Below are 24881 nucleotides of genomic sequence, written 5' to 3' on the forward strand. Positions count from 1 at the left end.
GGAACCGCTGAGTTAACAGACAACTTGCGAAGCGGAATATAAATATCGCTAAAGCGTCGCAAGCCGTATTGGTTGTTGCGACATGTTTACCAAACCAGTATCAGGAGCTTGCGATGTCTTCCAACGACTACCTCTTCACCTCTGAATCCGTATCCGAAGGCCATCCGGACAAGGTTGCCGACCAGATTTCGGACGCCATTCTCGACGCCATCCTGGCGCAAGACCCGAAAGCGCGCGTCGCCGCCGAAACCCTGTGCAACACCGGCCTGGTGGTGCTGGCAGGCGAGATTACCACGCACGCCAACGTCGATTATATTCAAGTGGCGCGCGAGACCATCAAGCGCATCGGCTACGACAACACCGACTACGGCATCGACTACAAGGGTTGCGCCGTGATGGTGTGCTACGACAAGCAGTCGCCGGACATCGCCCAGGGCGTGGACGAAGGCGCGGGCCTGGACCTGGACCAGGGCGCCGGCGACCAGGGCCTGATGTTCGGCTACGCCTGCGACGAAACCCCGGAACTGATGCCGGCCGCGATCTACTACGCGCACCGCCTGGTCGAGCGCCAGTCGCAGCTGCGCAAGGACGGCCGCCTGCCATGGCTGCGCCCGGACGCCAAATCGCAAGTCACCCTGCGCTACGTGGACGGCCGCCCGGTGTCGGTCGACACCGTGGTGCTGTCGACCCAGCACGCGCCTGAAGTGAGCCACAAGCAGATCGAAGAAGCGGTGATCGAAGAGATCATCAAACCGGTGCTGCCGGCCGGCTGGCTGAAAGAGACCAAATTCCTGGTCAACCCGACCGGCCGCTTCGTCATCGGCGGCCCGCAGGGCGACTGCGGCCTGACCGGCCGCAAGATCATCGTCGACACCTACGGCGGCGCAGCCCCGCACGGCGGCGGCGCGTTCTCCGGCAAGGATCCATCCAAGGTTGACCGTTCGGCCGCCTACGCCGCGCGCTACGTGGCCAAGAACATCGTGGCCGCCGGCCTGGCGCGCCAGTGCCAGGTGCAAGTCAGCTACGCGATCGGCATCGCCCGTCCGATCAACATCACGGTCTACACCGAAGGCACCGGCGTGATCTCGGACGACAAGATCGCCGCACTGGTGCTGGAACACTTCGACCTGCGCCCGAAAGGCATCGTGCAGATGCTGGACCTGCTGCGCCCGATCTACCAGAAGACCGCCGCCTACGGCCACTTCGGCCGCGAAGAGCCGGAATTCAGCTGGGAGCGCACCGACAAGGTCGCCGCCCTGCGCGCCGCCGCCGGACTGAACTAAATCTAAAACGGGGTCAGTTCCGGCATCGCGACACGAGCTCAACCATTGAATAGATGGGGCCGTGTCGCGATGCCGGACCTGACCCCGGTTTTTGTGTCGCGATGCCGGACCTGACCCCGGTTTTTTCTGCTAGAATTCCCTTCCCGAGGAGCGCTGCGACCCGCCAAGCAACAACAGGCAGGCCAGGCTCGGAAATCAACACCGCGCTCACGTTACTTTTTTCAACCATTGAAAGGAGGGCGTGATGAACGCCGTACTCAAATCCGCACAAGACTACATCATCGCTGACATCGGCCTGGCCGCATGGGGCGAAAAAGAAATCAAGATCGCCGAAACCGAAATGCCCGGCCTGATGGCCATCCGCGAAGAATTCGCGGCCGCGCAGCCGCTGAAAGGCGCGCGCATCACCGGTTCGCTGCACATGACCATCCAGACCGCCGTGCTGATCCGCACGCTGGAAGCGCTGGGCGCGCAAGTGCGCTGGGCCTCCTGCAACATCTACTCCACCCAGGACCACGCCGCCGCCGCCATCGCCGCCGCCGGCACGCCGGTGTTCGCCGTCAAGGGCGAGAACCTGGACGAATACTGGGAATACACCCACCGCATCTTCGAGTGGCCGGGCGAAGGCGTGTACTCCAACATGATCCTGGACGACGGCGGCGACGCCACCCTGCTGCTGCACCTGGGCACCCGCGCCGAAACCGACATCTCGGTGCTGGCCAACCCCGGTTCGGAAGAAGAGATCTGCCTGTTCAACTCGATCAAGGCCCACCTGGCGAAAGACCCCACCTGGTACTCCAAGCGCCTGCCGGCCATCCTGGGCGTGACCGAGGAAACCACCACCGGCGTGCACCGCCTGTACCAGATGCACAAGGAAGGCAAGCTGGCCTTCCCTGCGATTAACGTGAACGATTCCGTCACCAAATCGAAATTCGACAACCTGTACGGCTGCCGCGAATCGCTGGTGGACGGCATCAAGCGCGCCACCGACGTGATGATCGCCGGCAAGATCGCCGTCATCGCCGGCTACGGCGACGTGGGCAAGGGCTCGGCGCAAGCCATGCGCGCGCTGTCGGCGCAAGTGTGGGTCACCGAAATCGATCCGATCTGCGCGCTGCAGGCCGCGATGGAAGGCTACCGCGTGGTGACCATGGACTACGCCGCCGAACACGGCGACATCTTCGTCACCTGCACCGGCAACTACCATATCCTGACCGAACAGCACATGCTGGCCATGAAGGACCAGGCCATCGTCTGCAACATCGGCCACTTCGACAACGAGATCGACGTCGCGTCGCTGAAGAAATACGAGTGGGACAACATCAAGCCGCAGGTCGACCACGTGATCTTCCCTGACGGCAAGCGCATCATCCTGCTGGCCGAAGGCCGCCTGGTGAACCTGGGCTGCGGCACGGGCCACCCGTCGTACGTGATGTCGTCCTCGTTCGCCAACCAGACCATCGCCCAGATCGAGCTGTTCGTCAACACCAAGGACTACCCGGTCGGCGTGTACGTGCTGCCGAAGCACCTGGACGAGAAGGTCGCCCGCCTGCAGCTGCGCAAGCTGAACGCGCAGCTGACCGAGCTGACCGAAGAGCAGGCCGCCTACATCAACGTGAAAAAAGAAGGCCCTTACAAGCCTGAGCACTACCGTTACTGATCAGTGAACCGGGCCGGCTCGCAGCCGGCCCTTTGTTTATCCGCTGCGAGGCTTTTTATGCGTTTGGTCCTTACCTGGTTAATCAATGCCGCGGCGCTGTTCGCCGTGCCCTACCTGATGCATTCCGTCGATGTCACGAGCATAGGCGCAGCCCTGGTCGCAGCCTTAGTGCTGGGCCTGGTCAACACACTGATACGTCCCGTCCTGGTACTGCTCACCCTGCCGGTGACGGTGCTGTCGCTGGGCCTGTTCATCCTGGTCATCAACGGCTTCATGTTCTGGCTGGTGGCGCAATGGATCGACGGCTTCCATGTCGACAGCTTCTGGTCCGCCATGGGCGGCGCCATTCTGTACAGTGTGATTTCCTGGGCTTTGTCCACCTTACTTCTGAAGAATGCCGATGGAAACCCCTAATTTTAGTATCGAATTCTTTCCGCCCAAGACGGCGGAAGGCGCGGAAAAGCTGCGCGTGGTGCGCGCCAAGCTGTCCGAGCTGCACCCCAAGTATTTCTCCGTCACGTTCGGCGCCGGCGGCACCACGCAGACCGGCACGCTCGACACGGTGCGCGAGATCCTCGCCGCCGGCGAAGACGCCGCGCCGCACCTGTCCTGCATCGGCGGCACGCGCGAATCGATCCGCGCCATCCTGAACGAGTACAAATCGCACGGCATCAAGCGCATCGTGGCGCTGCGCGGCGACCTGCCGAGCGGCTACGGCGCGTCCGGCGAGTTCCGCTACGCCAACGAGCTGGTGGAATTCATCCGCGCCGAAACCGGCGACTGGTTCCACATCGAAGTGGCGGCCTACCCGGAAGTGCACCCGCAGGCCAAATCGCCGCAGGACGACCTGCTGGCCTTCGAGCGCAAGGTGAAGGCGGGCGCCAACGCCGCCATCACCCAGTACTTCTACAATGCCGACGCGTATTTCCAGTTTGTCGAGCAGAGCCGCAAGCTGGGCATCGACGTGCCCATCGTGGCCGGCATCATGCCGATCACCAACTACACGCAGCTGATGCGCTTCTCCGACATGTGCGGCGCCGAGATCCCGCGCTGGGTGCGGCTGAAGCTGGCCAGCTTCGGCGACGACAGCGCCTCCATCAAGGCCTTCGGCCTGGACGTGGTGGGCGGCCTGTGCGAACGCCTGCTGGCGGGCGGCGCGCCCGGCCTGCACTTCTACAGCATGAACCAGGCCGCCGCCACCACGGCGCTGTGGCAACGGCTGGTTTAAGACAGGCGGGTTGCGTAGTGGCCAAACTTCCCTATACTTAGCGGTGCCAAAAACGGCAGCATATCGACTACATTGAGAAGAAAGCAGGCAACGAGATGAGCTTATGGTCATTGTTTAACTTGAACGAAGGCAAAACCGTCTTCAAATGGACCCACTACCTGCCCATCTATGAGCAGCACTTTGCAGAGTTCGTGAACAAGCCGATCACCATCCTTGAGATCGGCTGCCTGCACGGCGGTTCGCTGCAAATGTGGAAGCGCTATTTTGGGCCGCTGGCCACTATCGTCTCGATCGACATCAACCCGGACGCCAAGAACCACGAAGAGGACCAGATCCATGTGCGGATCGGCGACCAGTCGGACGAGAAGTTTTTGCTCAGCCTGGTGGAGGAGTTCGGTGCGTTCGACATCATCCTCGATGACGGCAGCCACATCTGCGAACACCAGGTCAAAACCTTCAACGTGCTCTACCCGCACGTGACGGAGCGCGGCATTTACGCGGTGGAAGACTTGCACACCAACTACTGGCCCGACTACGGCGGCGGCCTGAAGCAGCCAGGCAGCTTCATGGAGCTGACCAAGGATCTGATGGACAGCCTGAACGCCTACCACACCCGCGGCGCGGTACCGGTCACCGAGTTCACCAACTCGACCTACGGCATGCATATCTATGACAGCGTGGTGCTGTTCCAGAAAGGCCGCCTGCCGCGCCGCCACGACTTGATCATCGGCCGTGACAGGGCTGGCAACCGCCTGTGGCAGGAAAAGCAGTCGGTACCCTACGTCAAGACCCGCTGACAGTAGTCCCGCCCGAGAGCGGCTTAGGGGCGCCGTCGCACGGCGTTCTTAAGCCGCCAGTTCCGTCAGCACGGCATCCAGCGCGATGTCGTGGCTATCATCCGGGAAGTCGGCTTGCAGGCAGGAGTACGCAATGCCGACCGTGGCCGGGCGCGGCGCGCGCGCCAGCGTGCGGTCGTAGAAGCCGCCGCCGTAGCCCAGCCGGTAGCCGTGCCGGTTGTAGCCCAGGCAGGGCACCAGCAGCGCCGGCGGATACGCTTCCATGCGCAGCTCGGCCGGCACCGCCACCCCCATCGCGTCCTTCACCATCGCCTCGCCGATCTGCCAGTGCGCGAATTCGAGCGCCGCATCCTTCTGCACCACCACCGGCAGCAGCAGCCGCACGCCGCGCCGCGCCAGCTCGGCGTAGGCCGGGTTCAGATCCGGCTCGTCGCGCAGCGGCCAGTACACGCCCAGCACCGCCACCTTGTTTTTCCGCTGCCACGCCAGCACCTGTTCGCACAGCGCGCGGTCCCACTGCGCGCGCGTGTCCGCGTCCAGCGCGCGGCGCGCCGCCAGCATCTGTTTGCGCAGCGCCGATTTCGGGTTGCCGCCCTCTGGCCGGGCTAGGGGCTGGGGGACGTTGCGTGGTATTCTAGGGTCGCCGCTCATGTCTCGGAGTTGTCTTGAATTGTCTTGAATTTTTGTGAGAGTCGTACATTGATTTCCAGGTCGAAATGGATTGCCGGCGTAGTAGCTTTATGCGCCTTTACCAGCTTGGCTCACGCCCAAGACGCTGGCGCGGACAACCGCAAAGAGGACGATGCCTTCCTGCTGCTGCGCGAAGCGGTGCGCAAGGATGAAACGCAGAAGGCCGATTTCTACGCCGCCCGCCTGCCCAGCTATTCCATTCCGTCCTATGTCGATTATTATCGGCTGAAATCGCACTGGCGTGACGCCACCACCTACGAGATCCGCGAATTCCTCAAGCGCTACGAAGGCAGCGCCATCGCCGACCGCCTGCGCAACGACTGGCTGCTGGAGCTGGGCCGCAAGAAGGACTGGCCCAACTTCGACGACCAGCTGCCGCTGTTCGTGCTCAACGACGACACCCAGGTCAAATGCTACGCGCTGCAGTCGAAGGCGCTCAAGGGCTTGAAAGTGGCAGACGAGGCGCGCGCCCTGCTGACCGCGCCCAGCGGCTACGGCGAGGCCTGCGCGGGCCTGATCGCCACCCTGTACCAGGCCGGCCAGTACAGCGCCGACGACGTGTGGGCGCAAGTGCGCCTGTCGGGCGAATTCAACGCCACCGGCCAGGCGCGCCGCGCCATCCTGCTGCTGGGCGGCGTGGACAAGAAGATCACCCAGGCGGTGGACCTGCCGCTGGTGGCCATCGCCAAGGGGCCGGGCAACGGCCGGGTGGAACATGAAACCTTCCTGGTGGCCGTCGGCCGCGCCGCCAAGACCAGCATGAAGCTGGCCGTGCTGGCGCTGGAAAAGGCCGCGCCCAAACTGACCGCGCAGGAGCAGGCCATCGGCTGGGCCGCCATCGCGCTGCAGTCGTCCTATACGCTGTCGCCCGACACCAGCACCTACTGGCGCCGCTCCGAAGGGGCGCCGCTGTCGATCGACCAGCACCAGTGGAAGACCCGCATCGCGCTGCGTGACGGCGACTGGAAGCAGGTCCGGAAGAACATCGCCGCCATGCCCGACGCGTTGCGCAACGACGCCGCCTGGATCTACTGGCGCGCCCGCGCGCTGATGGCCGAGGCGGGCGCTGTGCACCCGACGCCGGAAGCGGCCCAGCTGCTGCGCGGCATTGCCGACCAGTCCAACTTCTATGGCCTGCTGGCGCAGGAGGAGCTGGGCAACCTGATTTCCATCCCGCCGCCGGGCGCGCCGCTGACGCCGGCCGAAGTGGCCGCCATCGGCGAGCGCCCCGGCTTCCAGCGCGCGCTGAAGTTCTTCGGCATGCGGCTGCGCTTCGAAGGCACGCGCGAATGGAACTGGGAGCTGCGTAGCCTGGACGAGCGCGGCCACCTGGCCGCCGCCGAATTCGCGCGCCAGCACCACATCCTGGACCGCATGGTCAACACCTCCGACCGCACCCGGGTGCAGGTCGACTACACGCAGCGCTTCCCCTCGCCGCACGACGACATCATGCATCCGGCCACGCAGACGCTGGGCCTGGACAAGGCCTGGGTGTACGGCATCATCCGCCAGGAATCGCGCTTCATCATGGACGCGCAATCGCATGCCGGCGCCTCCGGCCTGATGCAGGTGATGCCGTCCACCGCGCGCTGGGTGGCCAAGAAAATCGGCGTCACCGATTTCGTGCAGGAAGCCATCACCGACGTCAAGACCAACATCATGCTGGGCACCAACTACATGAACATGGTGCTGGGCAGCATGGACGGTTCGCAAGTGCTGGCCACCGCCGCCTACAACGCCGGGCCGGGCCGCCTGCGCTCGTGGCGCTCCACCCTGGACAAGCCGATGGAAAGCGCGGTCTTCATCGAATCGATTCCATTCTTCGAAACCCGCGTCTACGTGAAAAACGTGATGTCGAACGCCACTTATTACGCCGCCCTGTTCGAGGGCCGTCCGCAGTCGCTGAAGGCGCGCCTGGGCACGGTCGGGCCGAAAGGCTACACCGAACAGGAACGCAGCGAAGCCACCTTCGGCGGCCGCTAAAAGAACTCTCAAAACCCGGGAACATATATGCAAACCACCGTACTGGATCCTACGCTGTCGCAAACCCTGGCCGCCGCGCGCGAGCCCGGCCTGACCCTCGTTATCGGCAACAAGAATTATTCGTCGTGGTCGATGCGCCCCTGGGTGGCGATGACCGCCTTCAACATCCCGTTCCAGGAAGTGCGCGTGCTGCTGGACCAGAATGACACTGCCACCAGGATCGCCGAGTATTCGGCCTGCGGCCGCGTGCCGGTGCTGCTGGCGGGCGAGATGACGATCTGGGACAGCCTGGCCATCTGCGAATACCTGGCCGAGCAGTTCCCTGAAAAGCACATGTGGCCGCAGGACGTGGCCGCGCGTGCCATGGCACGCTCGGTGTGCGCCGAGATGCATTCCGGCTTCTCCAGCCTGCGCAACTCCATGTCCATGAACATCAAGGGCAGCTACCCCGGCAAGGGCCGCACGCCCGGCACCCAGGCCGACATCGGCCGCATCAGCGAAATCTGGGAAGAGTGCCTGAGCCGCTTCGGCCACCACGAGTTCTTGTTCGGCGACTTCACCATCGCCGACGCCTACTATGCGCCGGTGGTGATGCGCTTCAAGACCTACGGCGTGGTGCTGCCGCCCGCGCTGAACGCCTACTGCGAGCGCGTGCGCGCCCATCCCGCCGTGGCGCGCTGGATCAGCGAGGCGCTGGCCGAAACCGAAACCTGCCCGCTGCACGACGCGGAAATGCCGGACTGAGGATGCCGATGAGGATCTACGTCGTCGGCGGCGCCGTGCGCGATGAGCTGCTCGGCCTGCCCGTACAGGACCACGACCACGTGGTGGTCGGCGCCACCCCGGAAGACATGGTGGCGCAGGGCTTCCGCCCGGTCGGCAAGGACTTCCCGGTGTTCCTGCATCCGAAGACGCAGGAGGAATACGCGCTGGCCCGCACCGAGCGCAAGACCGCCCCCGGCTACAAGGGCTTCGTGTTCCACACCTCGCCCGAGGTGACGCTGGAGGACGACCTGGTGCGGCGCGACCTCACCATCAACGCCATCGCCAAGGCCGAAGACGGCGCCCTGACCGATCCCTTCAACGGCCGGCGCGACATCGAGCAGCGCATCTTCCGCCACGTGTCCGACGCCTTCGCCGAAGACCCGGTGCGCATCCTGCGCGTGGCCCGCTTCGCCGCGCGCTATCCCGAGTTCACGGTGGCGCCGGAAACCAACGCGCTGATGCGGCAGATGGTGGAGCACGGCGAGGTGGACGCGCTGGTGCCCGAGCGCGTGTGGCAGGAAGTGTCGCGCGGGCTGATGGAACAGAAACCGTCGCGCATGCTGCAAGTGCTGCGCGACTGCGGCGCGCTGGCGCGCATCGTGCCGGAGCTGGATGCGCTGTGGGGCGTGCCGCAGCCGGAAGCGCACCATCCCGAAATCGACACCGGCATCCACATGCAGCTGGTGGTGGACTACGCCGCCGCGCGCGGCCACGAACTGCCGGTGCGTTTCGCCAGCCTGATGCACGACCTGGGCAAGGGCATCACGCCGCCGGAAAAATGGCCGTCGCACCACGGCCACGAAGGCGACGGCGCCAAGCTGGTGGAGCAGGTGTGCAAGCGCATGAAAGTGCCGGGCGAATGCCGCGACCTGGCGGTGATGACGGCGCGCGAGCATGGCAACGTGGGCCGCGCGCTGCAGCTGCGCCCGAACACCATAGTAAAACTGCTGGAGCGCTGCGACGCCTTCCGCAAGCCGGCCCGCTTCACGCAGATGCTGCTGGCCACCGAATGCGATTCCTGCGGCCGCGAAGGCAACGGCGTGAGTTTCCGCGACAAGCCCTTCCCGCAGCTGGAGCACCTGGAGCAGGCGCTGGCCGCCGCGCGCGGCGTGAACGCCGGCGAAATCGCCCAGCGCAGCGCTGACAATCCGCAGCGCATTCCGGAGATGGTGCACAGCGCCCGCGTCGGCGCCGTGCGCGCCGCCCTGGGCGCAGCAGCGGACGAAGCCGGGGACGACGATGACTAAGCTGAACATGTTCCGCAATCCGCTGCGGCGCTGGCTGAAGGGCAGCCAGTACCGGCCGACCGTGATGGTCAAGGAATTGGCCGAGCGCGACCGGCGGCGCATGCTGAAGCATTTCATCGCACTGGAGAAGGCCGACCGCCTGCTGCGCTTCGGTTCCTACCTGGGCGACGAGCAGGTGACCAAGTACGTGCAGGGCATCGATTTTTCGCGCGACATGGTGTTCGGCGTCTACAACCGCGTGTTCAAGCTGGTGGCGGTGGGGCACCTTGCGTTCGCGCCCAAGGAGGCCAAGAAGTCGGCCACCGAGAAGGAGCGGGTGGCGGAGTTCGGCGTATCGGTGTCGAAGTCGGCGCGCGGGCTGGGCATCGGCTCCAAGCTGTTCGAGCGCGCCGCCATCCACTGCCGCAACAACGACGTCGACACGCTGTACATGCACTGCCTGTCCTCCAACCAGACCATGATGCATATCGCCAAAAAGGCCGGCATGCAGATCCACCGCGACTACGGCGAGGCGGACGCCTACCTGAAGCTGGAGGTGGCCAACCCGGCCAGCATGCTGCAGGAGGCGGTGGAGGAGCAGGTGGCCACGCTCGATTACGCGATCAAGGCCAACACCCGGGCCGCCGTCAAATGGTTCGACAAGCTGCCCGGACGTAAGAACAACCGCAGCTAGCGCCGGGCTGCCGCCCCCTCTGCATTCAGATAAACCGGATTCCCCAGCAAGATCAGCTTGCCCGCCGCGTCGCGCACGTCGGCGCGCAGCCAGTGCGGCTTGCCGTCGCTGGTCCAGCTGAAGGCCTTGCGCACTTCGTTGCCGTCGATGCCGCGCTGCGCCAGCAGCGGCGCGGCTGCGCCATCCATCACGATATCGATGCGGCCGCCCTGCGCGCCGGCCGCGCGCACGCTGAATTCAACCGTCGCGCCGGCCGGTGCGGCCAGCGCGTCGCCCATCATCGCCTCAACCCGGGCCTGGCCGGCGCCGGCCTGCGCGCGCAGCTCCAGCGCGCGGTGTGTGCTGCCTTCGATGTCGATGAAGACGTGGCCGGCGCGGATCGCCTCCAGCAGCGCCGGCTGCGACAGTTCGCGCGCGTACACCACGGTGGTGGGGCTGCCGACGCCGGCCTCGCCGTGCAGGCTGGCGTTGTGGTTGTCGCTGCCGCCGATGGCCGTGATGCGGTAGCCGCGCGCCAGCTGCTTTTCCCAGAACGGTATGCCGGACCAGGGGCTGTCCGCGTCCCTGCCGTTGACCGCTTCGATGGCTTGCACCAGCTGCATGTCGCTGTCCTGTTCCCAGCCGCAGCCCATGCAGTTCTCGCCCGATGGCCGCACCGGATGGTTGATCGACACCAGCCCGCCCAGCGCGGCGGCGCCGGCCAGCACGCTGTTCCAGTCGCGCTGCGCGCCGGGGCCGATGCGGAAGTCCAGCGGCGCCACGCTGCCGAAGAAATTGGCGTGGCCGTGGAAGCTGGTCAGCTCGCGGCCGGGCATCAGCAGCAGCTGGTCGAAGTAGGGCTGCAGCTCGCGGATGCCGTGCGCGTGCGTGGTGCCGTTGTGTTCCGTCACGGCGATGAAGTCGAGCTTGCGCGCGCTGGCCGCCTGCGCGGTCAGGAACAGCGGGCACGGCACCTTGGCGCCGCTGCTGCTGGCGCAGCTGCCGTCGCTGTGGCCGGTGTGGCTGTGCAGGTCGCCGCGATACCAGGCCGGCCCGCTGCGCAGCGGGGCGCGCAGCAGTTCCGGCTCGTCGGCGGCGGCCAGGCCGCGCGAGAAGGTCACTTGCGCCACGTACTCGGCGCGCGCGGCGGCGCGCATATTCGGTATGCCGAGCAGCAGCGCCCATTGGCCGGGCGCGGTGGGCATGGGATGGTAGGACGGCGTGGCGTCGGTGCTGCTGACGGTGAACACGCGCTTGTTGCCGCCGCTCCAGCCGGCCAGCGCGCCGTCCGGCCCCAGCAGGCCCAGGTCGATCACGCTGCGCTCCTCCTTGCCGGTGTAGTCGAATTCGACGGTGATGCGGGCCACGCCGGGCGGCACGGTGAAGGGCACGGTGCGGTAGGTTTGATGGTCGGCGCCGGTGAGGGCGCCGCGCAGCACCAGGTCGGGCGCGGCCTGGGCGTTGCCGCTGCTGCCGGCGCAAGCCAGCAGCACGGCGAAGATGGAAAGGAGTCGCATGGTGGGCAATCGGAAGTGAATGGGTGCCGCCCGGCGCCGGCGCACAGCCGGCGGCCGGGCGGGATGTTAGAAGTCGTACTTGACGGCGGCGCGCACCGAGCGGCCCAGTACCGGGCGGGCCAGGAAGGTGTTGGCGCCCGCGTCGGCGCTTTGCAGCTCGCCGGCGCGCGGGTTGCCTTCGGTGAGGCCCTGCGAGTTGGCCACGTTGTCCACGTAGACAAAGCCCGCCAGCGCCGGCGTGAACTGGTAGCGCGCCGAGAAGTTCACCACGCGGTAGGACGGCAGCCGCACCGAGTTGGCCGAATCGACAAAGCGCGCGCCCTCGTATTCGTAGGACAGCTGCAGGCGCAACGCGTCGCCCATCAGGTTCAGGCCCGGCACCAGGCGGAAGCTCATCTTCGGCACACGCACCAGCTGGTTGCCGCTGAAGTCGCGCTGCACCGGCAGGTTGTTCACCTTGTCCACGTAGCGCAGGTTTTTATATTGCGGGTCCTGCCAGGTCAGGTTGAAGCCCAGGTCGCCCCACGAGGCCGGGCGCACTTTGCCTTCCAGTTCCACGCCGAAGGTGCGAGTCGACGCGTAGCCGGTCTGAGGCGTGGAGCTGGCGTTGTCGATGCTGAATACGTTGTTGGTGTAGCTGACGTTGTCGTACTTCGAGTAGAACAGCGTCGGGAACACTTCGAACAGGGCGCCGTTGTACTTGTAGCCCGCTTCGGCCAGGTCCATGGTCTGCACGATGGGCACGGCGGCCGGGCTGGTGATGTAGGAGCTCAGGTTGGGCAGGCGGAAAGCCTTGGTCCAGCGCCCGAACACGCCGGCGTTTTTGGCCAGCTGGTAGTTCGCGCCCAGGGTCCAGCCGGTCTGGTCGAAGGTGTGGTCGTAGCTGTCGAACACGCCGCTGCCGGTGCGGATCTTGGAGGTGGCGAAGCTGCCCAGGTTGACAACGGTGGGGCGCTCGGTGCGGCCCTCGGTCTGCACCTGCTCCCAGCGCACGCCGCCGTCGAGGCGCAGCTGCGGCGTGATCTGCCATTCATCGGCCAGGTAGAGCGCGTTGGTGGTCGAGGTGCCGCTGGCGTTTTCCCACTCGTAGCCGTAGTTGTAGATGCCGTGGTCGGTGATGCTGCCCAGTGCCTTGCCGGACGCATCGCTGGCCACCAGGTTGAGCAGCGGCGCCTGGCTTTGGGCGCCCAGCAGCACGGTGGACGAATAGCGGTCGAAGTCCTGCTTGAAGCGGGCGTAGTAGTAGCCCACGGTCACGTCGTGGGTCTGGCTGCCGGCGCTGAAGCGGCGCGACAGGCGCGTGTCGTTGATGGCTTCTTCCAGCGGCAGCGTAACGCCGCGCAGGCCGCCGACGATCATCAGGCCGTTCTCGCCCGGGTAGGCCTTGCCCGGCTGCTTGGCGTACTCCAGCGACAGCTTGCTGGCGCCCGGCACGTTGGCCAGCAGGCCTTGCGACTGCTTGAGGAAGGCCGAGATGCTTTGCAGCTGGTTGGCGAACACGCCGTTGCGCTGGGTGGCGGTCTTGGAATAGCGCAGCGACTCGTTCAGCTTCCAGTCGTTCCACAGGTCTTTTTCCAGATTCACGCTGAACTGGTTGCGGCGCACGTGCGTGCCTTCGCCGTTGTCGAAGTTGTACAGGCTGCCGTCGCCCATTTTCATCGCCACATGCTGGGTTTCCGGGCCGGCCACGGTGCCGTGGTTGCCGTCGAAGCCGGGCACGGAGCGGATCTTGCCGTCCTCGTAGGTGCGCATCGGAATCGCCAGGTACAGCGCCACCTTGTCGTCCAGGTGCTTGGCGTCGATGGTCAGGCGGCCGTGGTCGAGTTCCTTCACCAGCTTCAGGCGCAGCTGGCCGCCGTCGTTGGCGCGGAAGCCGGGGCTACGCACGCCGTCTTCGATGCGGTAGAAGCCGCCCACGCCCACGCCCCAGCCGTCGGCCAGCGGGGTGGCGTACCAGAAGTCGGTGCGGTGCAGGCCGTCGTTGCCGATGGTGTACTTGATCAGGCCGTTCGGCTCGCTGCCGATTTCGCGCGAGCGGAAGTTGATCGCGCCGGCCGGGGCGTTGGTGTAGAACACCGACGACGGGCCGCCGCGCACCACTTCAATGCGGTCGATGGTTTCGTCGATGCGGAAGGCCTGGTCGGCGTTCAGGTAGCCCAGCGAGGGGTCGTGCTGCACCGGGATGCCGTCCTCCAGCAGGGTGACGGAGCCGAAGCCGTCGACCGGGATGCCGCGCGCGCGGATATTGCCGGACGCCTCGCCGCCGGACGACTCCACCCACAGGCCCGGCACCGATTTCATGGCCTCGGTGACCGAGGTGGGCGCTTGCATGCGCAGCGCGTCCTCGCCGATGGTGGTGATCGAGTAGCTGGCTTTGACTTTGCTTTGCCTGGATGCGGTGCCGGTCACCACCACGATATCGGCGGCGGCGGCGGCGGCGGGGCCGGCCGCCTCCTGCGCGCGCAGCGGCAGTGCCGTCATGACGATCAATGCGGCGCCGCCGCCCTGGTATGCCGCGCGGATGGCGCGGGCGATAATTTTGCTTGCCACTGTTTTTCTCCATTCGTTAAGACCGGTGCAATACCAGTCAGCGATGGGCCCGTGCCATCGACGGGCGGTACAGTAGCAGCGGAATGTGGCCGGCTTATGACATGGGCAAATAATGGTATTTAAGTGGTATTACATTTTATTATGAAGGTATTACCCTCGGTTGTGGCTTGATAGTCGGGCGGTCAGAGCCTGCTAAACCAGCGGCAGGGCGGTGGTGTCCTTCACCCGCTGCAGCGCGAAACTGGACTTCACGTCCAGCACGGCCGGGTGGCGCAGCAAGGTCGCCATCATGAAGCGCGAGAAGTGGTCCATGTCTTCCACGTGCACGCGCAGCAGGTAGTCCATCTCGCCCGTCATGGCGTAGCAGGCCACCACTTCCGGCCACTGTTCCACCGCCACCGCGAAGTCGGCGCGCGGCGAGGTGCCGCTGGGGTTCACGCCCAGCGCGCGCGCGGTGCTGTGGTTGGCCGCCGCCGCGTCGCTGTGCTTTTCCAGCCGCACGTTCACATAGGCCAGCAGGCCCAGGCCGATCTTGTCCGGATCCAGCAGCGCCACGTACTGGCGGATCACGCCTTCCTCTTCCAGGCGCTTGATGCGACGCAGGCAAGGCGACGGCGACAGGCTGACTTGCTCCGCCACGTCCTGGTTGGACAGGCGGCCGTCGCTTTGCAAGATTGACAGAATCTTACGGTCGGTTTTGTCGAGCGCAATCTTGGTCATAAATCCCTCTTTTGGTCAGGTTACAAGCAATATTATTGCGCAAATCAAGGGCGCCCGGGAATTGTTCGCAATTTAATGCCGCCCCCTGAGGACTATACTGGGCGGAAAATAAGCATAGGAGACGCACATGAAATTCGAATCGTGGGACAACCCCATGGGCACCGACGGTTTTGAGTTCGTCGAGTACGCGGCGCCGGACCCCAAGGCCCTGGGCGCGCTGTTCGAGAGCATGGGTTTTACCGCCATCGCCCGCCACCGCCACAAGGACGTCACCCTGTACCGCCAGGGCGAGATCAACTTCATCATCAACGCCGAGCAGGATTCGTTCGCGCAGCGCTTCGCGCGCCAGCACGGCCCGTCGGTGTGCGCCATCGCCATCCGGGTTGACGACGCCGCCTACGCCTACCAGCGCGCGCTGGAACTGGGCGCCTGGGGCTTCGACAACAAGACCGGCCCGATGGAACTGAACATTCCCGCCATCAAGGGCGTGGGCGATTCGCTGCTGTACTTCGTGGACCGCTGGCGCGGCAAGAACGCCGCCAGCGGCGTGCCGGCCGGCGCCATCGGCGACATCAGCATCTACGACGTGGACTTCGTCGCCATTCCCGGCGCGGTGGCCAATCCGGTGGGCAACGGCCTGACCTATATCGACCACCTGACCCACAATGTGCACCGCGGCCGCATGAAGGAATGGGCCTCGTTCTACGAGAACCTGTTCAACTTCCGCGAAATCCGCTACTTCGACATCGAAGGCAAGCTCACCGGCCTGAAGTCGAAAGCCATGACTTCGCCGTGCGGCAAGATCCGCATCCCGATCAATGAATCGTCGGACGACAAATCGCAAATCGCCGAATACCTGGACGCCTACCATGGTGAGGGCATCCAGCACATTGCGCTGGGCACGGACAATATTTACCAGTCGATCCAGGCCATGCGCGACACCGGCATCGTGTTCCAGGACACCATCGAAACCTATTACGAGCTGGTCAACCGCCGCCTGCCGCACCACGGCGAGAACCTGGAAGAGCTGCGCCGCCTGCGCATCCTGATCGACGGCCACAGCACCGAAAGCGAGCGCGAGCTGCTGCTGCAGATCTTCACCACCAACGTGATCGGGCCGATCTTCTTCGAGATCATCCAGCGCAAGGGCGACCAGGGCTTCGGCGAAGGCAACTTCCGCGCGCTGTTCGAGTCCATCGAGCTGGACCAGATCAAGCGCGGCGTATTGAAAGACGACAAGGCAGCGGTGTAATCGCCCCTGCGCAGCCCGCCAGCGCCGCAAAGACGGCGCAGCGGGCACCCGAGAAATAGTGGAGACAATATATGAACGCACCAGTCAAGGATTCCCATCTGGAATCCGGTAAGCCAGCGCAAGAGATTTCGCTAGACGACAAATGGACCCTGGAGCGCGGCCGCGCCTTCATGACCGGCACCCAGGCGCTGATCCGCCTGCCCATGATGCAGCGCGAGCGCGACCTGAAAGCGGGCCTGAACACCGCCGGCTACATCACCGGCTACCGCGGTTCCCCGGTCACCAGCGTCGACATGACGGCCATGAAGGCCAAGAAATACCTGGACGCGCACCACGTCAAATTCCACCCCGGCATGAACGAAGACCTGGCGGCCACCGCCGTCTGGGGCACCCAGCAGACCAACCTGTTCGAGGACGCCAAGTACGACGGCGTGTTCTCCATGTGGTACGGCAAGGGCCCGGGCGTGGACCGCTGCGGCGACGTCTTCAAGCACGCCAACAACGCCGGTTCCGCCAAACACGGCGGCGTGCTGGTGCTGGCCGGCGACGATCATGCCGCCAAATCCTCGTCCACCGCGCACCAGTCGGACCACATCCTGAACGCCTGCGGCATCCCGGTGCTGTACCCGTCCTCGGTGCAGGAATACATCGACTACGGCCTGCACGCCTGGGCCATGAGCCGTTACACCGGCCTGTGGGTGTCGATGAAGTGCGTCACCGACATCATCGAATCCGGCGCCGTGGTCGACTTCGACCCGGACCGCGTGCAGATCCAGCTGCCGACCGACTTCGAACTGCCGGCCGGCGGCCTGAACATCCGCTGGCCGGACACCGTGCTGGACATGGAAGTGCGCATGAACAGCTACAAGTGGTACGCCGCGCTGGCCTACTGCCGCGCCAACAAGCTGAACAAGATCATCTGGGATTCGCCGATGCCGAAGATCGGCATCATCACCGCCGGCAAGTCCTACCTGGACACGCGCCAGGCGCTGGCCGACCTCGGCATCGACGAGCAGGCCGCCGCCGACATCGGCATCCGCCTGTACAAGATCGGCATGACCTGGCCGCTGGAAGCGGACGGCGTGCATGCCTTCGCCAAGGGCCTGGACGAGATCCTGGTGGTGGAGGAAAAGCGCCAGATCCTGGAATACGCGCTGAAGGAAGAACTGTACAACCTGCCGGACGGCCAGCGTCCGCGCGTAGTGGGCAAGTTCGACGACACCGGCGAGTGGAGCAACAAGGGCAAGACCGGCCACGGCGACTGGCTGCTGCCGGCCACCTATGAGCTGAACCCGGCGCAGATCGCGCGCGCCATCGCCTCGCGCATCGCGCACTACTGCGCCGGCCACCCGGTGGCCAAGCGGGTGCAGGAGCGCATCGCCTTCCTGGAAGCGAAGGAGCTGGCGCTCAAGACGCTGCCGGTGAAAGCCAATCCGGAAACCGACCGCACGCCGTTCTTCTGCTCCGGCTGCCCGCACAACACATCGACCAAGGTGCCGGAAGGTTCGCGCGCGCTGGCCGGCATCGGCTGCCACTACATGGTGCTGTGGATGGACCGCGAAACGTCCACCTTCACCCATATGGGCGCGGAAGGCGTGACCTGGGTCGGCCAGGCGCCGTTCACCAACGAGAAGCACGTCTTCACCAACCTGGGCGACGGCACCTATTTCCACTCCGGCATCCTGGCGATCCGCGCGGCGGTGGCGGCGAAAGTGAACATCACCTACAAGATCCTGTTCAACGACGCCGTCGCCATGACCGGCGGCCAGGCCTTCGACGGCCCGCTCGATCCCGGCATGATTTCGCGCCAGATCGCGGCCGAAGGCGTGACGCCGATCATCGTCGTGACCGACGAGCCGGACAAATACCCGGACGATTACAAGTGGGCCGAGGGCGTCACCGTGCGCCACCGCTCCGAGCTGATGGACGTGCAGCGCGAACTGCGCGACATGCCGGGCGTGTCGGCCATGATTTACGACCAGACCTGCGCCTCCGAGAAGCGCCGCCGCCGGAAACGCAACGAGTACCCGGACCCGGCCAAGCGCGCCGTGATCAACGAAGCCGTGTGCGAGGGCTGCGGCGACTGCTCGGTGCAGTCGAACTGCCTGTCGGTGGAGCCGCTGGAAACCGAACTGGGCCGCAAGCGCCAGATCAACCAGTCCTCCTGCAACAAGGACTTCTCCTGCGTCACCGGTTTCTGCCCTTCGTTCGTGACGGTGGAAGGCGGCGCGCTGAAGAAGCCGAAGAAGGCCGCCGCCGGCGAGACGGCCATGCCGTCGCTGCCGTCGCCGGTGCTGCAATCGACCGCCGAACCGTACGGCATCCTGGTCACCGGCATCGGCGGCACCGGGGTGGTCACCGTGGGCCAGATCCTGGCCATGGCCGCCCACGTGGAAGGCAAGGGCGCGGTGGTGCTGGACATGAGCGGCCTGGCGCAGAAGGGCGGCCCGGTCATGTCGCACGTGCGCCTGGCGGACAAGCAGTCCGACCTGCACTCGACCCGCGTCGGCACCGGCGCGGCCAACCTGGTGATCGGCTGCGACCAGATCGTCACCGCCAGCCGCGACGCGCTGTCGCGCATGGGCGAGGGCCGCACCTGGGCCGCCGTCAACTCCACCGGCGCCACCACGGCGGCGTTCGTGAAGAACCCGGACTGGCAATTCCCGGGCGCCACCTCGCAAAGCGAAATCATGCGCGCCTGCGGTGCGGACCGGGTGGAATTCGTCGACGCCGGCCAGATCGCCACCGCGCTGATGGGCGACTCCATCGCCACCAATATGTTCATGCTGGGCTACGCCTTCCAGAAGGGGCAAGTGCCGCTGACGGAAGCGTCGCTGGTCAAGGCCATCGAGCTGAACGGCGTGTCGGTCGGCTTCAACAAGACCGCCTTCCACTGGGGCCGCACCGCTGCGCACGACCTGGGCCTGGTGACCAAGATGACCACGCCGGCCAAGGTGATCGAGTTCAAGCGCATCCAGACGCTGGACGACATCATCAGCCGCCGCGTGGAACTGCTGACCGCCTACCAGGACGCGGCGTATGCTGCCAAGTACAAGGAGTTCGTGGACCACGTGCGCGCCGAAGAGGGCAAGCTGGGCAACAAGCAGCTGCGCCTGACCGAAGCCGTGGCGCGCTACTTCTACAAGCTGATGGCCTACAAGGACGAGTATGAAGTGGCGCGCCTGTACACCGATCCGGCGTTCAAGGAGAAGGTGGCGAACATGTTCGAAGGCGACTACCAGATCAAGTTCCACCTGGCGCCGCCGCTGCTGGCCAAGACCGACGCCGAAGGCCACCTGGTCAAGCAGCAGTTCGGCCCGTGGATGATGAAAGCCTTCGGCGTGCTGGCCAAGTTCAAAGGCCTGCGCGGCACCGCGCTGGACATCTTCGGCTACACCGCCGAGCGCAAGATGGAGCGCGCGCTGATCGCCGAGTACCGCAGCACGGTGGCCGGCCTGCTTGGCAAGCTCACCGCCGACAACCTGGCGCAGGCGGTGGCCATTGCCAGCATCCCGGAAGACATCCGCGGCTACGGCCACGTCAAGGAGCGCCACCTGAAGGCGGCCAAGGCCAAGGAAGCCGGCCTGCTAGCCGCCTTCAACGCCCCGGCCGCCGCCCACCACGCGGCCTGAGCCGCCGCCCCCGAAAATGGGGTCAGGGTTAATTATTAAATTAATTAACCCTGACCCCATTTGTCTTCGTTGCAATTGGTTGCACTTCGCCGCAGGGGGAAGGTTGCTTGGCGACTATAATTGTATGATGACCTCATTCCCAGCCAAGGCCCTTGCCGTGCTGTTGCTCGCCGGTCTGGCTGGCTGCGGCAGCGGCGAATATCAGCCCGCAGAAACGCCCCCGCCTGTTACGCCGGAACCGCCGGTGACGCCGCCTGTCGTCGAACCGCCTGTCACGCCGCCGGTAACTCCCGAGCCACCGGTAACGCCGGAACCGCCAGTGACTCCGCCGGTCACCCCGCCGGTCACGCCCACCTTGCCGCCGGTGGTGCTGATCTGGAACCATTGCGAGAAGCCGCGCGGCGCCGGCTATCCGGATGTGCAGGGCACGCTGGACGACGAGCGCACTTTCCTGCGCCTGTTCACCGAAGAGACCTACCTCTGGTACAAGGAAGTGCCGGCCGATCTGGTGCCGGGCAATTACAGCAACCCGGTCGACTATTTCAATGTGCTGAAGACGCCGCTGCTGACGCCGAGCGGCCGGCCCAAGGACCGTTTTCATTTCAGCTATCCGACCGAAAAATGGGAGGAAATGTCCAAGGGCGGGAACCTGGGCTATGGCGCCCAGTGGGCGCAGAACGGCGCCGTGCCGCGCATCTGGCGCCTGGCGGCCGTGGAGCCGGGATCGGCCGCCGAGAAGGCGGGCTTGCGGCGCGGCGACCAGCTGCTGAAGGTGAACGGCGAGGACTTCGTCAACGGCACCGGCGCGGCACTGGTGGCCAGGTTCAACGCGGCGCTGTTCCCGGTCAAGGCGGGCGAACAGCACACGCTGACCGTGCAGCGCGGCGCGCAGACGGTGGAAGCCAACATGACGTCGGCCGTGGTGGTGGAGACGCCTGTGCGCGGCGTGTCGGTGCTCGATACGCCCACCGGCAAGGTCGGCTACCTGCAGTTCAGCGACCATATCGGCGCGTCGGAAAATATGCTGATCAAGGCCGTTGCGCAGCTCAAGGATGCCGGCATCGCCGACCTGGTGCTGGATATGCGCTACAACGGCGGCGGCCAGCTGAACATCGCCAGCGAGCTGGCATACATGATCGCCGGGCCGGCGCAGACCGCCGGCCAGACCTTCGAGCTCACCACCGGCAACGACAAGATGAAGCCGAAGTCGCCGCTGCTGTTCAGAAGCACGGCGGTTGGCTATCCAGCGCCCGATCCGGCCAAGCCGGGCTTGGCGCTGCCCGCGCTGAACCTGAAGCGCGTCAGCATGCTGACCAGCGCCGGCACCTGCTCGGCCAGCGAGTCGCTGATTAACGGCCTGCGCGGCATCGGCGTGGAAGTGAACCTGATCGGCGAGCAGACCTGCGGCAAACCTTACGCGTTCACGCCGCAGCAGAATTGCGGCGTCACCTATTTCACCATCCAGTACCAGGGCGTCAACGCCAAGGGCTTCGGCGACTACGCCGATGGCTTCGCGCCGACCTGCCGCGTGCCGGACGACTTCGGCCACGAGCTGGGCGACCGCGCCGAAGGCCAGCTGGCCGCCGCCTTGCAGTACCGCAGCAGCGGCAGCTGCCCGGCCGTGGCGCAGGGCGCCCGCGCCCGCTCCGGCGCTGCGGCGCCGGCGATGGTGCCGGTGCGGCCTATGGGTAAGGAAATTTCGATTATCGGTCTATAATTTCCGGCTGTTGCATTCCCCTGGTGTATGCCCCCTAACTGCCGGAGTTCCGATACATGAAACGTAGTGCCCTGCTGCTCGCCCTGTCCGCTGCTTTGCCTCTGCCCCATTGGTCCCTGGCCCATGCCGCCGCGCCATCCCCGCTGGTCACCGTCGCGGAGCGCTCCGGCTTCCTGCAGACCGGCCGCTACGAGGAAGTCCAGCAGCTGTGCAAGGCCTTCCAGCTGGCCTACCCCAAGCAAGTGCGCTGCTTCGAATTCGGCCGCACGCCGGAAGGCCGGCCGATGCTGGCGCTGGCCGTGTCGCGCAGCGGCGCGCTGACGGCGGAGCAGGCCAAGCAGCGCGGCCTGCCGGTGCTGCTGGTGCAGGGCGGCATCCATGCCGGCGAGATCGACGGCAAGGACGCCGGCTTCCTGGCGCTGCGCGAGGCGCTCGAAGGCAAGGCTGCGCCCGGCGCGCTGGACAAGCAGGTGCTGCTGTTCGTGCCGGTGTTTAACGTCGACGGCCACGAGCGCTTCGGCCAGTGGAACCGTCCCAACCAGCGCGGCCCGGTCGCCATGGGCTGGCGCACCACGGCGCAGAACTACAACCTGAACCGCGACTACGTGAAGGCCGACGCGCCGGAAATGCAGGCCATGCTGGCGCTGGTGAACGCCTGGGACCCGCTGGCCTACATCGACCTGCACGTGACCAACGGCGCCAAGTTCCAGCCGGACGTGTCGATCCAGGTGGAGCCGGTGCACGGCGGCGACGCGGCGCTGATGCCGGCCGGCGTGGCGCTGCGCGACGCCGTGATGGACGACCTGCGCAAGCAGGGTTCCGATCCCAAGCATTTCTACATCTCCTTCGCCAAGACCGACGATCCGCAGTCCGGCTTCGAGGACAGCATGTCGCCGCCGCGCTTCTCCACCGGCTACTTCCCGCTGCGTAACCGCTTCGCCATGCTGGTGGAAACCCATTCGTGGAAAGACTATCCGACCCGCGTGCGCGTGACGCGCAACACCATCGTGTCGCTGCTGTCGCAGGTGGCCGAGCACGGCGCCGAGTGGCGCAAGCTGGCGCAGGAGGCGGACGCGCGCGCGCTCAACCTGGGCAACCAGCTGGTGCCGCTCAGCTACCGCACCACCGACCGCACCAAGATGATCCAGTTCGCCGGCTATGAATACACGCGCACGCCGTCCGACGTGTCCGGCGCGCTGTGGACCCGCTACGACGAGAGCAAGCCGCAGATGTGGACTTTGCCCCTGCGCGAGGAAGTGGTGCCGAATTTGCAGGTGGCGGCGCCTGCCGGCGGCTACCTGGTGCCGGCCGCGCAGGCGGCCATGGTGGCGGCCAAGCTGAAGCAGCACGGCATCAGCTACAAGGTATTGAACGCGGACCTGGGCGCGGTGGAGGTGGAGACCTTCCGCGCCGACAAGAACAAATTCGGCGTGCAGTCGTTTGAAGGCCGCCAGGCGCTGGCGGTGGAAGGCGCGTGGCAGAAGGAAGCGCGCGAAGTGGGCCGGGGCGCGCTGTTCGTGCCCATCGCGCAGGCCAAGTCGCGCCTGGTGATGGCCATGCTGGAGCCGCTGAGCGCCGACTCGCTGCTGGCCTGGGGCGCGTTCAACAACGCCTTCGAGCGCAAGGAATACATGGAGGATTACGTGGCCGAGGAGGTGGCGCGCGAGCAGCTGAAGGACCCGGCGGTTGCGGCCGAGTTCAAGCGCAAGCTGGACACCGACCCGGCCTTCGCCGCCAGTTCCGCGCAGCGCCTGGAATTCTTCGCCCGCCGCCACGCGTCGTGGGACGAGCGCTTCAAGCTGTACCCGGTGATGCGCAGCGCCGTGGCGCGTTAACGCTGCGGCTCGGGTAGCGAGTCAGGCGCGCGCTCAGGCACTCGTGTCCACGCGGGTGCCTTTTTTCTGCTCGGTCTTCGCCATTTCCTCTTTCACCAGTTCGGAAATTTTTTCCTCGAAGGCCTTGCGCTGCTCCGGCGGCATGGCTTCCAGTTCTTCTTCGGTCACGCCAAGCTTTTTCAGCAGCGCGTCGCGCATGCGCTCGGCGGGCGACATCTTCACGTAGGCTTCCAGTTCATCCGCCGCCGTCTTCGGCCTGGCGCTGCCGCCATCCATGGCGCCGGCCAGCGCCGCGTCGAAATCGGCCCCGGACATTTTCTTGACGGCTTCCAGCTTGCCTTGCACGACGCCTGTGTTGTTATCGACCTTCATGGCATATCCTTAAGTTGAGATAGTGCTCATGAGCGGAGGGGCGATGCAAGGGGAGTGCGGCAGCGCATCCAGCTTGCGCAGCTCGGGACGGGGCGGCAGCTGGTGCGGCAGGCGCAAGCCCCACACCAGGCCGGCGCGGCGCAGCACCAGCAAGGTCCACCAGCCCGGGTCCCATTCGCCTGCGTACAGGCCGAGGCAAGCCGATCCCGGATAGGCGTGATGGTTGTTGTGCCAGCATTCGCCCATGGTCAGCAAGGACACGAAGCGGATGTTGTGGCCCTGTACCGCCGCGCCGCTCACCTCGGCGTGCATGGGGCCGTGGTTGTGCGCGAAGTAGCCGATCAGCCAGTGTCCGAAGATGCCCGCCGTGATGCGGGCACACAAGCCCCACGCCACGAAGCCCCAGCCGCCGGCGGCATACAGCAGCAGGGCTGGCGGCAGCTGCTGCAGCATCCAGGTGCGTTCCAGGAAGCGGTAGAAGCGGTCGTTTTCGATGGCCGCTTCCAGCTGGATGGCGGGCGGCGTGTCCAGCGCCAGGTCGCAATGGATCTGCCACCAGCCGTCGCGCCAGAAACCGCGGCCGTGGCGCAGGTAGTCATGGCAGCCGGGCATGCGCTGCGCGTAGTCGCGCAATTCATGCTGGCGCAGCAGGCCGAGCGGACCGGCCAGGCCAACCTGCACGCCGCAATACACCAGCGCGTACTCCAGCCATTTAGGGCATTGGAAGCTGTCGTGTATCAGCTTGCGGTGGCTGCCCAGCGAGTGGCCGAACAGCAGCACGAATGCGGTGGCGGCAAGGAAGAGGGCGAAGGCGGTCCAGGTGAAGGTGGCGATGCCGCCGATCAGCGCGGCGCCGGCCATGCCGCTGAACCACAGCGACTTGCGCGGCGCGTAGCGCACCGTGCCCCGCATGACGCCTGCGGGATCCGCGCTGTGGACGCGATGCTGTTTCAGGCTGTCTGGCATCGGAGGCATGGTTTT

The 24881-nt window shown here is 65.7% G+C and carries 19 protein-coding genes and 1 riboswitch; of the genes, 13 read left to right on the forward strand and 6 right to left on the reverse strand.

Annotation, left to right across the window (positions count from 1 at the left end):
• Window positions 1–113 precede the first annotated feature (113 nt).
• From metK to AC56DV_RS16005, 5 genes are all read left to right on the forward strand, one after another.
• A complete protein-coding gene (gene metK, locus AC56DV_RS15985) occupies window positions 114–1283 on the forward strand; it encodes a methionine adenosyltransferase (RefSeq protein WP_496315258.1) in 1170 nt (389 codons plus the stop codon).
• A gap of 139 nt (window positions 1284–1422) precedes the next feature.
• Window positions 1423–1499, forward strand: a riboswitch (S-adenosyl-L-homocysteine riboswitch).
• Window positions 1500–1527: 28 nt separating this feature from the next.
• Window positions 1528–2943, forward strand: a complete 1416-nt coding sequence (gene ahcY, locus AC56DV_RS15990; RefSeq protein WP_496315259.1) for an adenosylhomocysteinase — start codon at window positions 1528–1530, stop codon at window positions 2941–2943.
• 57 nt (window positions 2944–3000) lie between these two features.
• Entirely contained in the window at window positions 3001–3357 is a 357-nt protein-coding gene (locus AC56DV_RS15995; protein ID WP_496315260.1) for a phage holin family protein, read from the forward strand.
• Window positions 3344–4171 carry a methylenetetrahydrofolate reductase [NAD(P)H] gene (metF, locus tag AC56DV_RS16000; RefSeq protein WP_496315261.1) on the forward strand — a complete coding sequence of 276 codons (828 nt, stop codon included), beginning with the start codon at window positions 3344–3346 and terminating at the stop codon, window positions 4169–4171. Before AC56DV_RS15995 ends, metF begins: the two co-directional genes overlap by 14 nt.
• Before the next feature lie 110 nt (window positions 4172–4281).
• Window positions 4282–4968: a hypothetical protein gene (locus tag AC56DV_RS16005; protein ID WP_496315262.1), complete on the forward strand. Its 687-nt coding sequence runs from the start codon at window positions 4282–4284 to the stop codon at window positions 4966–4968.
• A 48-nt stretch (window positions 4969–5016) separates the two neighbouring features.
• Here the strand turns inward: AC56DV_RS16005 and AC56DV_RS16010 are convergent, their stop codons facing one another.
• The gene (locus AC56DV_RS16010; protein WP_496315263.1) at window positions 5017–5619 is read right to left on the reverse strand and encodes a 5-formyltetrahydrofolate cyclo-ligase; all 603 of its coding nucleotides are present in this window, start codon (window positions 5617–5619) and stop codon (window positions 5017–5019) included.
• A 48-nt stretch (window positions 5620–5667) separates the two neighbouring features.
• On the opposite strand from AC56DV_RS16010, the gene AC56DV_RS16015 reads away from it, so the two are divergent.
• Genes AC56DV_RS16015 through AC56DV_RS16030 form a run of 4 tightly spaced genes read left to right on the forward strand, consistent with a single transcriptional unit; the run spans window position 5668 to window position 10326 of the window.
• Window positions 5668–7641 (forward strand): lytic transglycosylase domain-containing protein, encoded by a 1974-nt coding sequence (locus tag AC56DV_RS16015; RefSeq protein WP_496315264.1) that lies wholly within the window; start codon window positions 5668–5670, stop codon window positions 7639–7641.
• A 27-nt stretch (window positions 7642–7668) separates the two neighbouring features.
• Window positions 7669–8385, forward strand: coding sequence for a glutathione S-transferase family protein (locus AC56DV_RS16020; RefSeq protein WP_496315265.1), 717 nt, complete (start codon window positions 7669–7671; stop codon window positions 8383–8385).
• A gap of 8 nt (window positions 8386–8393) precedes the next feature.
• Complete coding sequence (locus AC56DV_RS16025; protein WP_496315266.1) at window positions 8394–9653, forward strand: multifunctional CCA addition/repair protein; 1260 nt, start codon at window positions 8394–8396, stop codon at window positions 9651–9653.
• Window positions 9646–10326: a GNAT family N-acetyltransferase gene (locus AC56DV_RS16030; protein ID WP_496315267.1), complete on the forward strand. Its 681-nt coding sequence runs from the start codon at window positions 9646–9648 to the stop codon at window positions 10324–10326. The genes AC56DV_RS16025 and AC56DV_RS16030 overlap by 8 nt, the downstream gene beginning before the upstream one ends.
• Here the strand turns inward: AC56DV_RS16030 and AC56DV_RS16035 are convergent.
• From AC56DV_RS16035 to AC56DV_RS16045, 3 genes are all read right to left on the reverse strand, one after another.
• Window positions 10323–11822, reverse strand: a complete 1500-nt coding sequence (locus tag AC56DV_RS16035; RefSeq protein ID WP_496315268.1) for a CehA/McbA family metallohydrolase — start codon at window positions 11820–11822, stop codon at window positions 10323–10325. The genes AC56DV_RS16030 and AC56DV_RS16035 overlap by 4 nt on opposite strands.
• Window positions 11823–11888: 66 nt before the next feature.
• Window positions 11889–14372, reverse strand: a complete 2484-nt coding sequence (locus AC56DV_RS16040) for a TonB-dependent receptor (protein ID WP_496315269.1) — start codon at window positions 14370–14372, stop codon at window positions 11889–11891.
• Window positions 14373–14564: 192 nt separating this feature from the next.
• Window positions 14565–15092 (reverse strand): Lrp/AsnC family transcriptional regulator, encoded by a 528-nt coding sequence (locus AC56DV_RS16045; RefSeq protein ID WP_496315270.1) that lies wholly within the window; start codon window positions 15090–15092, stop codon window positions 14565–14567.
• A gap of 127 nt (window positions 15093–15219) precedes the next feature.
• Here AC56DV_RS16045 and hppD point away from each other — a divergent pair, with 127 nt between their 5' ends.
• The 4 genes from hppD to AC56DV_RS16065 all read left to right on the forward strand — a co-directional run bounded on the left by hppD (window position 15220) and on the right by AC56DV_RS16065 (window position 23528).
• The gene (gene hppD / locus AC56DV_RS16050; protein ID WP_496315271.1) at window positions 15220–16344 is read left to right on the forward strand and encodes a 4-hydroxyphenylpyruvate dioxygenase; all 1125 of its coding nucleotides are present in this window, start codon (window positions 15220–15222) and stop codon (window positions 16342–16344) included.
• A 71-nt stretch (window positions 16345–16415) separates the two neighbouring features.
• Window positions 16416–19976 (forward strand): indolepyruvate ferredoxin oxidoreductase family protein, encoded by a 3561-nt coding sequence (locus AC56DV_RS16055; RefSeq protein WP_496315272.1) that lies wholly within the window; start codon window positions 16416–16418, stop codon window positions 19974–19976.
• A gap of 124 nt (window positions 19977–20100) precedes the next feature.
• Window positions 20101–21693, forward strand: coding sequence for a S41 family peptidase (locus AC56DV_RS16060; RefSeq protein ID WP_496315273.1), 1593 nt, complete (start codon window positions 20101–20103; stop codon window positions 21691–21693).
• 56 nt (window positions 21694–21749) lie between these two features.
• Window positions 21750–23528: a M14 family metallopeptidase gene (locus AC56DV_RS16065; RefSeq protein ID WP_496315274.1), complete on the forward strand. Its 1779-nt coding sequence runs from the start codon at window positions 21750–21752 to the stop codon at window positions 23526–23528.
• Window positions 23529–23561: 33 nt separating this feature from the next.
• On the opposite strand, the gene AC56DV_RS16070 is transcribed toward AC56DV_RS16065, so the two are convergent.
• Together AC56DV_RS16070 and AC56DV_RS16075 are read right to left on the reverse strand one after the other, a co-directional pair.
• Complete coding sequence (locus AC56DV_RS16070) at window positions 23562–23900, reverse strand: hypothetical protein (protein ID WP_496315275.1); 339 nt, start codon at window positions 23898–23900, stop codon at window positions 23562–23564.
• A gap of 9 nt (window positions 23901–23909) precedes the next feature.
• Window positions 23910–24875 (reverse strand): acyl-CoA desaturase, encoded by a 966-nt coding sequence (locus tag AC56DV_RS16075; protein ID WP_496315276.1) that lies wholly within the window; start codon window positions 24873–24875, stop codon window positions 23910–23912.
• Between the last annotated feature and the right edge of the window lie 6 nt (window positions 24876–24881).

Source organism: Massilia sp. BGA-UO-ETr-WB1, from assembly GCF_059567845.1.

Excerpts from the sequence above, each read along its gene's own strand:
- metK (WP_496315258.1), top strand. The coding sequence starts at position 114 with ATGTCTTCCAACGACTACCTCTTCACCTCTGAATCCGTATCCGAAGGC.
- ahcY (WP_496315259.1), top strand. The coding sequence starts at position 1,528 with ATGAACGCCGTACTCAAATCCGCACAAGACTACATCATCGCTGACATC.
- AC56DV_RS15995 (WP_496315260.1), top strand. The coding sequence starts at position 3,001 with ATGCGTTTGGTCCTTACCTGGTTAATCAATGCCGCGGCGCTGTTCGCC.
- metF (WP_496315261.1), top strand. The coding sequence starts at position 3,344 with ATGGAAACCCCTAATTTTAGTATCGAATTCTTTCCGCCCAAGACGGCG.
- AC56DV_RS16010 (WP_496315263.1), bottom strand. The coding sequence starts at position 5,619 with ATGAGCGGCGACCCTAGAATACCACGCAACGTCCCCCAGCCCCTAGCC.
- AC56DV_RS16020 (WP_496315265.1), top strand. The coding sequence starts at position 7,669 with ATGCAAACCACCGTACTGGATCCTACGCTGTCGCAAACCCTGGCCGCC.
- AC56DV_RS16025 (WP_496315266.1), top strand. The coding sequence starts at position 8,394 with ATGAGGATCTACGTCGTCGGCGGCGCCGTGCGCGATGAGCTGCTCGGC.
- AC56DV_RS16030 (WP_496315267.1), top strand. The coding sequence starts at position 9,646 with ATGACTAAGCTGAACATGTTCCGCAATCCGCTGCGGCGCTGGCTGAAG.
- AC56DV_RS16035 (WP_496315268.1), bottom strand. The coding sequence starts at position 11,822 with ATGCGACTCCTTTCCATCTTCGCCGTGCTGCTGGCTTGCGCCGGCAGC.
- AC56DV_RS16045 (WP_496315270.1), bottom strand. The coding sequence starts at position 15,092 with ATGACCAAGATTGCGCTCGACAAAACCGACCGTAAGATTCTGTCAATC.
- hppD (WP_496315271.1), top strand. The coding sequence starts at position 15,220 with ATGAAATTCGAATCGTGGGACAACCCCATGGGCACCGACGGTTTTGAG.
- AC56DV_RS16055 (WP_496315272.1), top strand. The coding sequence starts at position 16,416 with ATGAACGCACCAGTCAAGGATTCCCATCTGGAATCCGGTAAGCCAGCG.
- AC56DV_RS16060 (WP_496315273.1), top strand. The coding sequence starts at position 20,101 with ATGATGACCTCATTCCCAGCCAAGGCCCTTGCCGTGCTGTTGCTCGCC.
- AC56DV_RS16065 (WP_496315274.1), top strand. The coding sequence starts at position 21,750 with ATGAAACGTAGTGCCCTGCTGCTCGCCCTGTCCGCTGCTTTGCCTCTG.
- AC56DV_RS16070 (WP_496315275.1), bottom strand. The coding sequence starts at position 23,900 with ATGAAGGTCGATAACAACACAGGCGTCGTGCAAGGCAAGCTGGAAGCC.
- AC56DV_RS16075 (WP_496315276.1), bottom strand. The coding sequence starts at position 24,875 with ATGCCTCCGATGCCAGACAGCCTGAAACAGCATCGCGTCCACAGCGCG.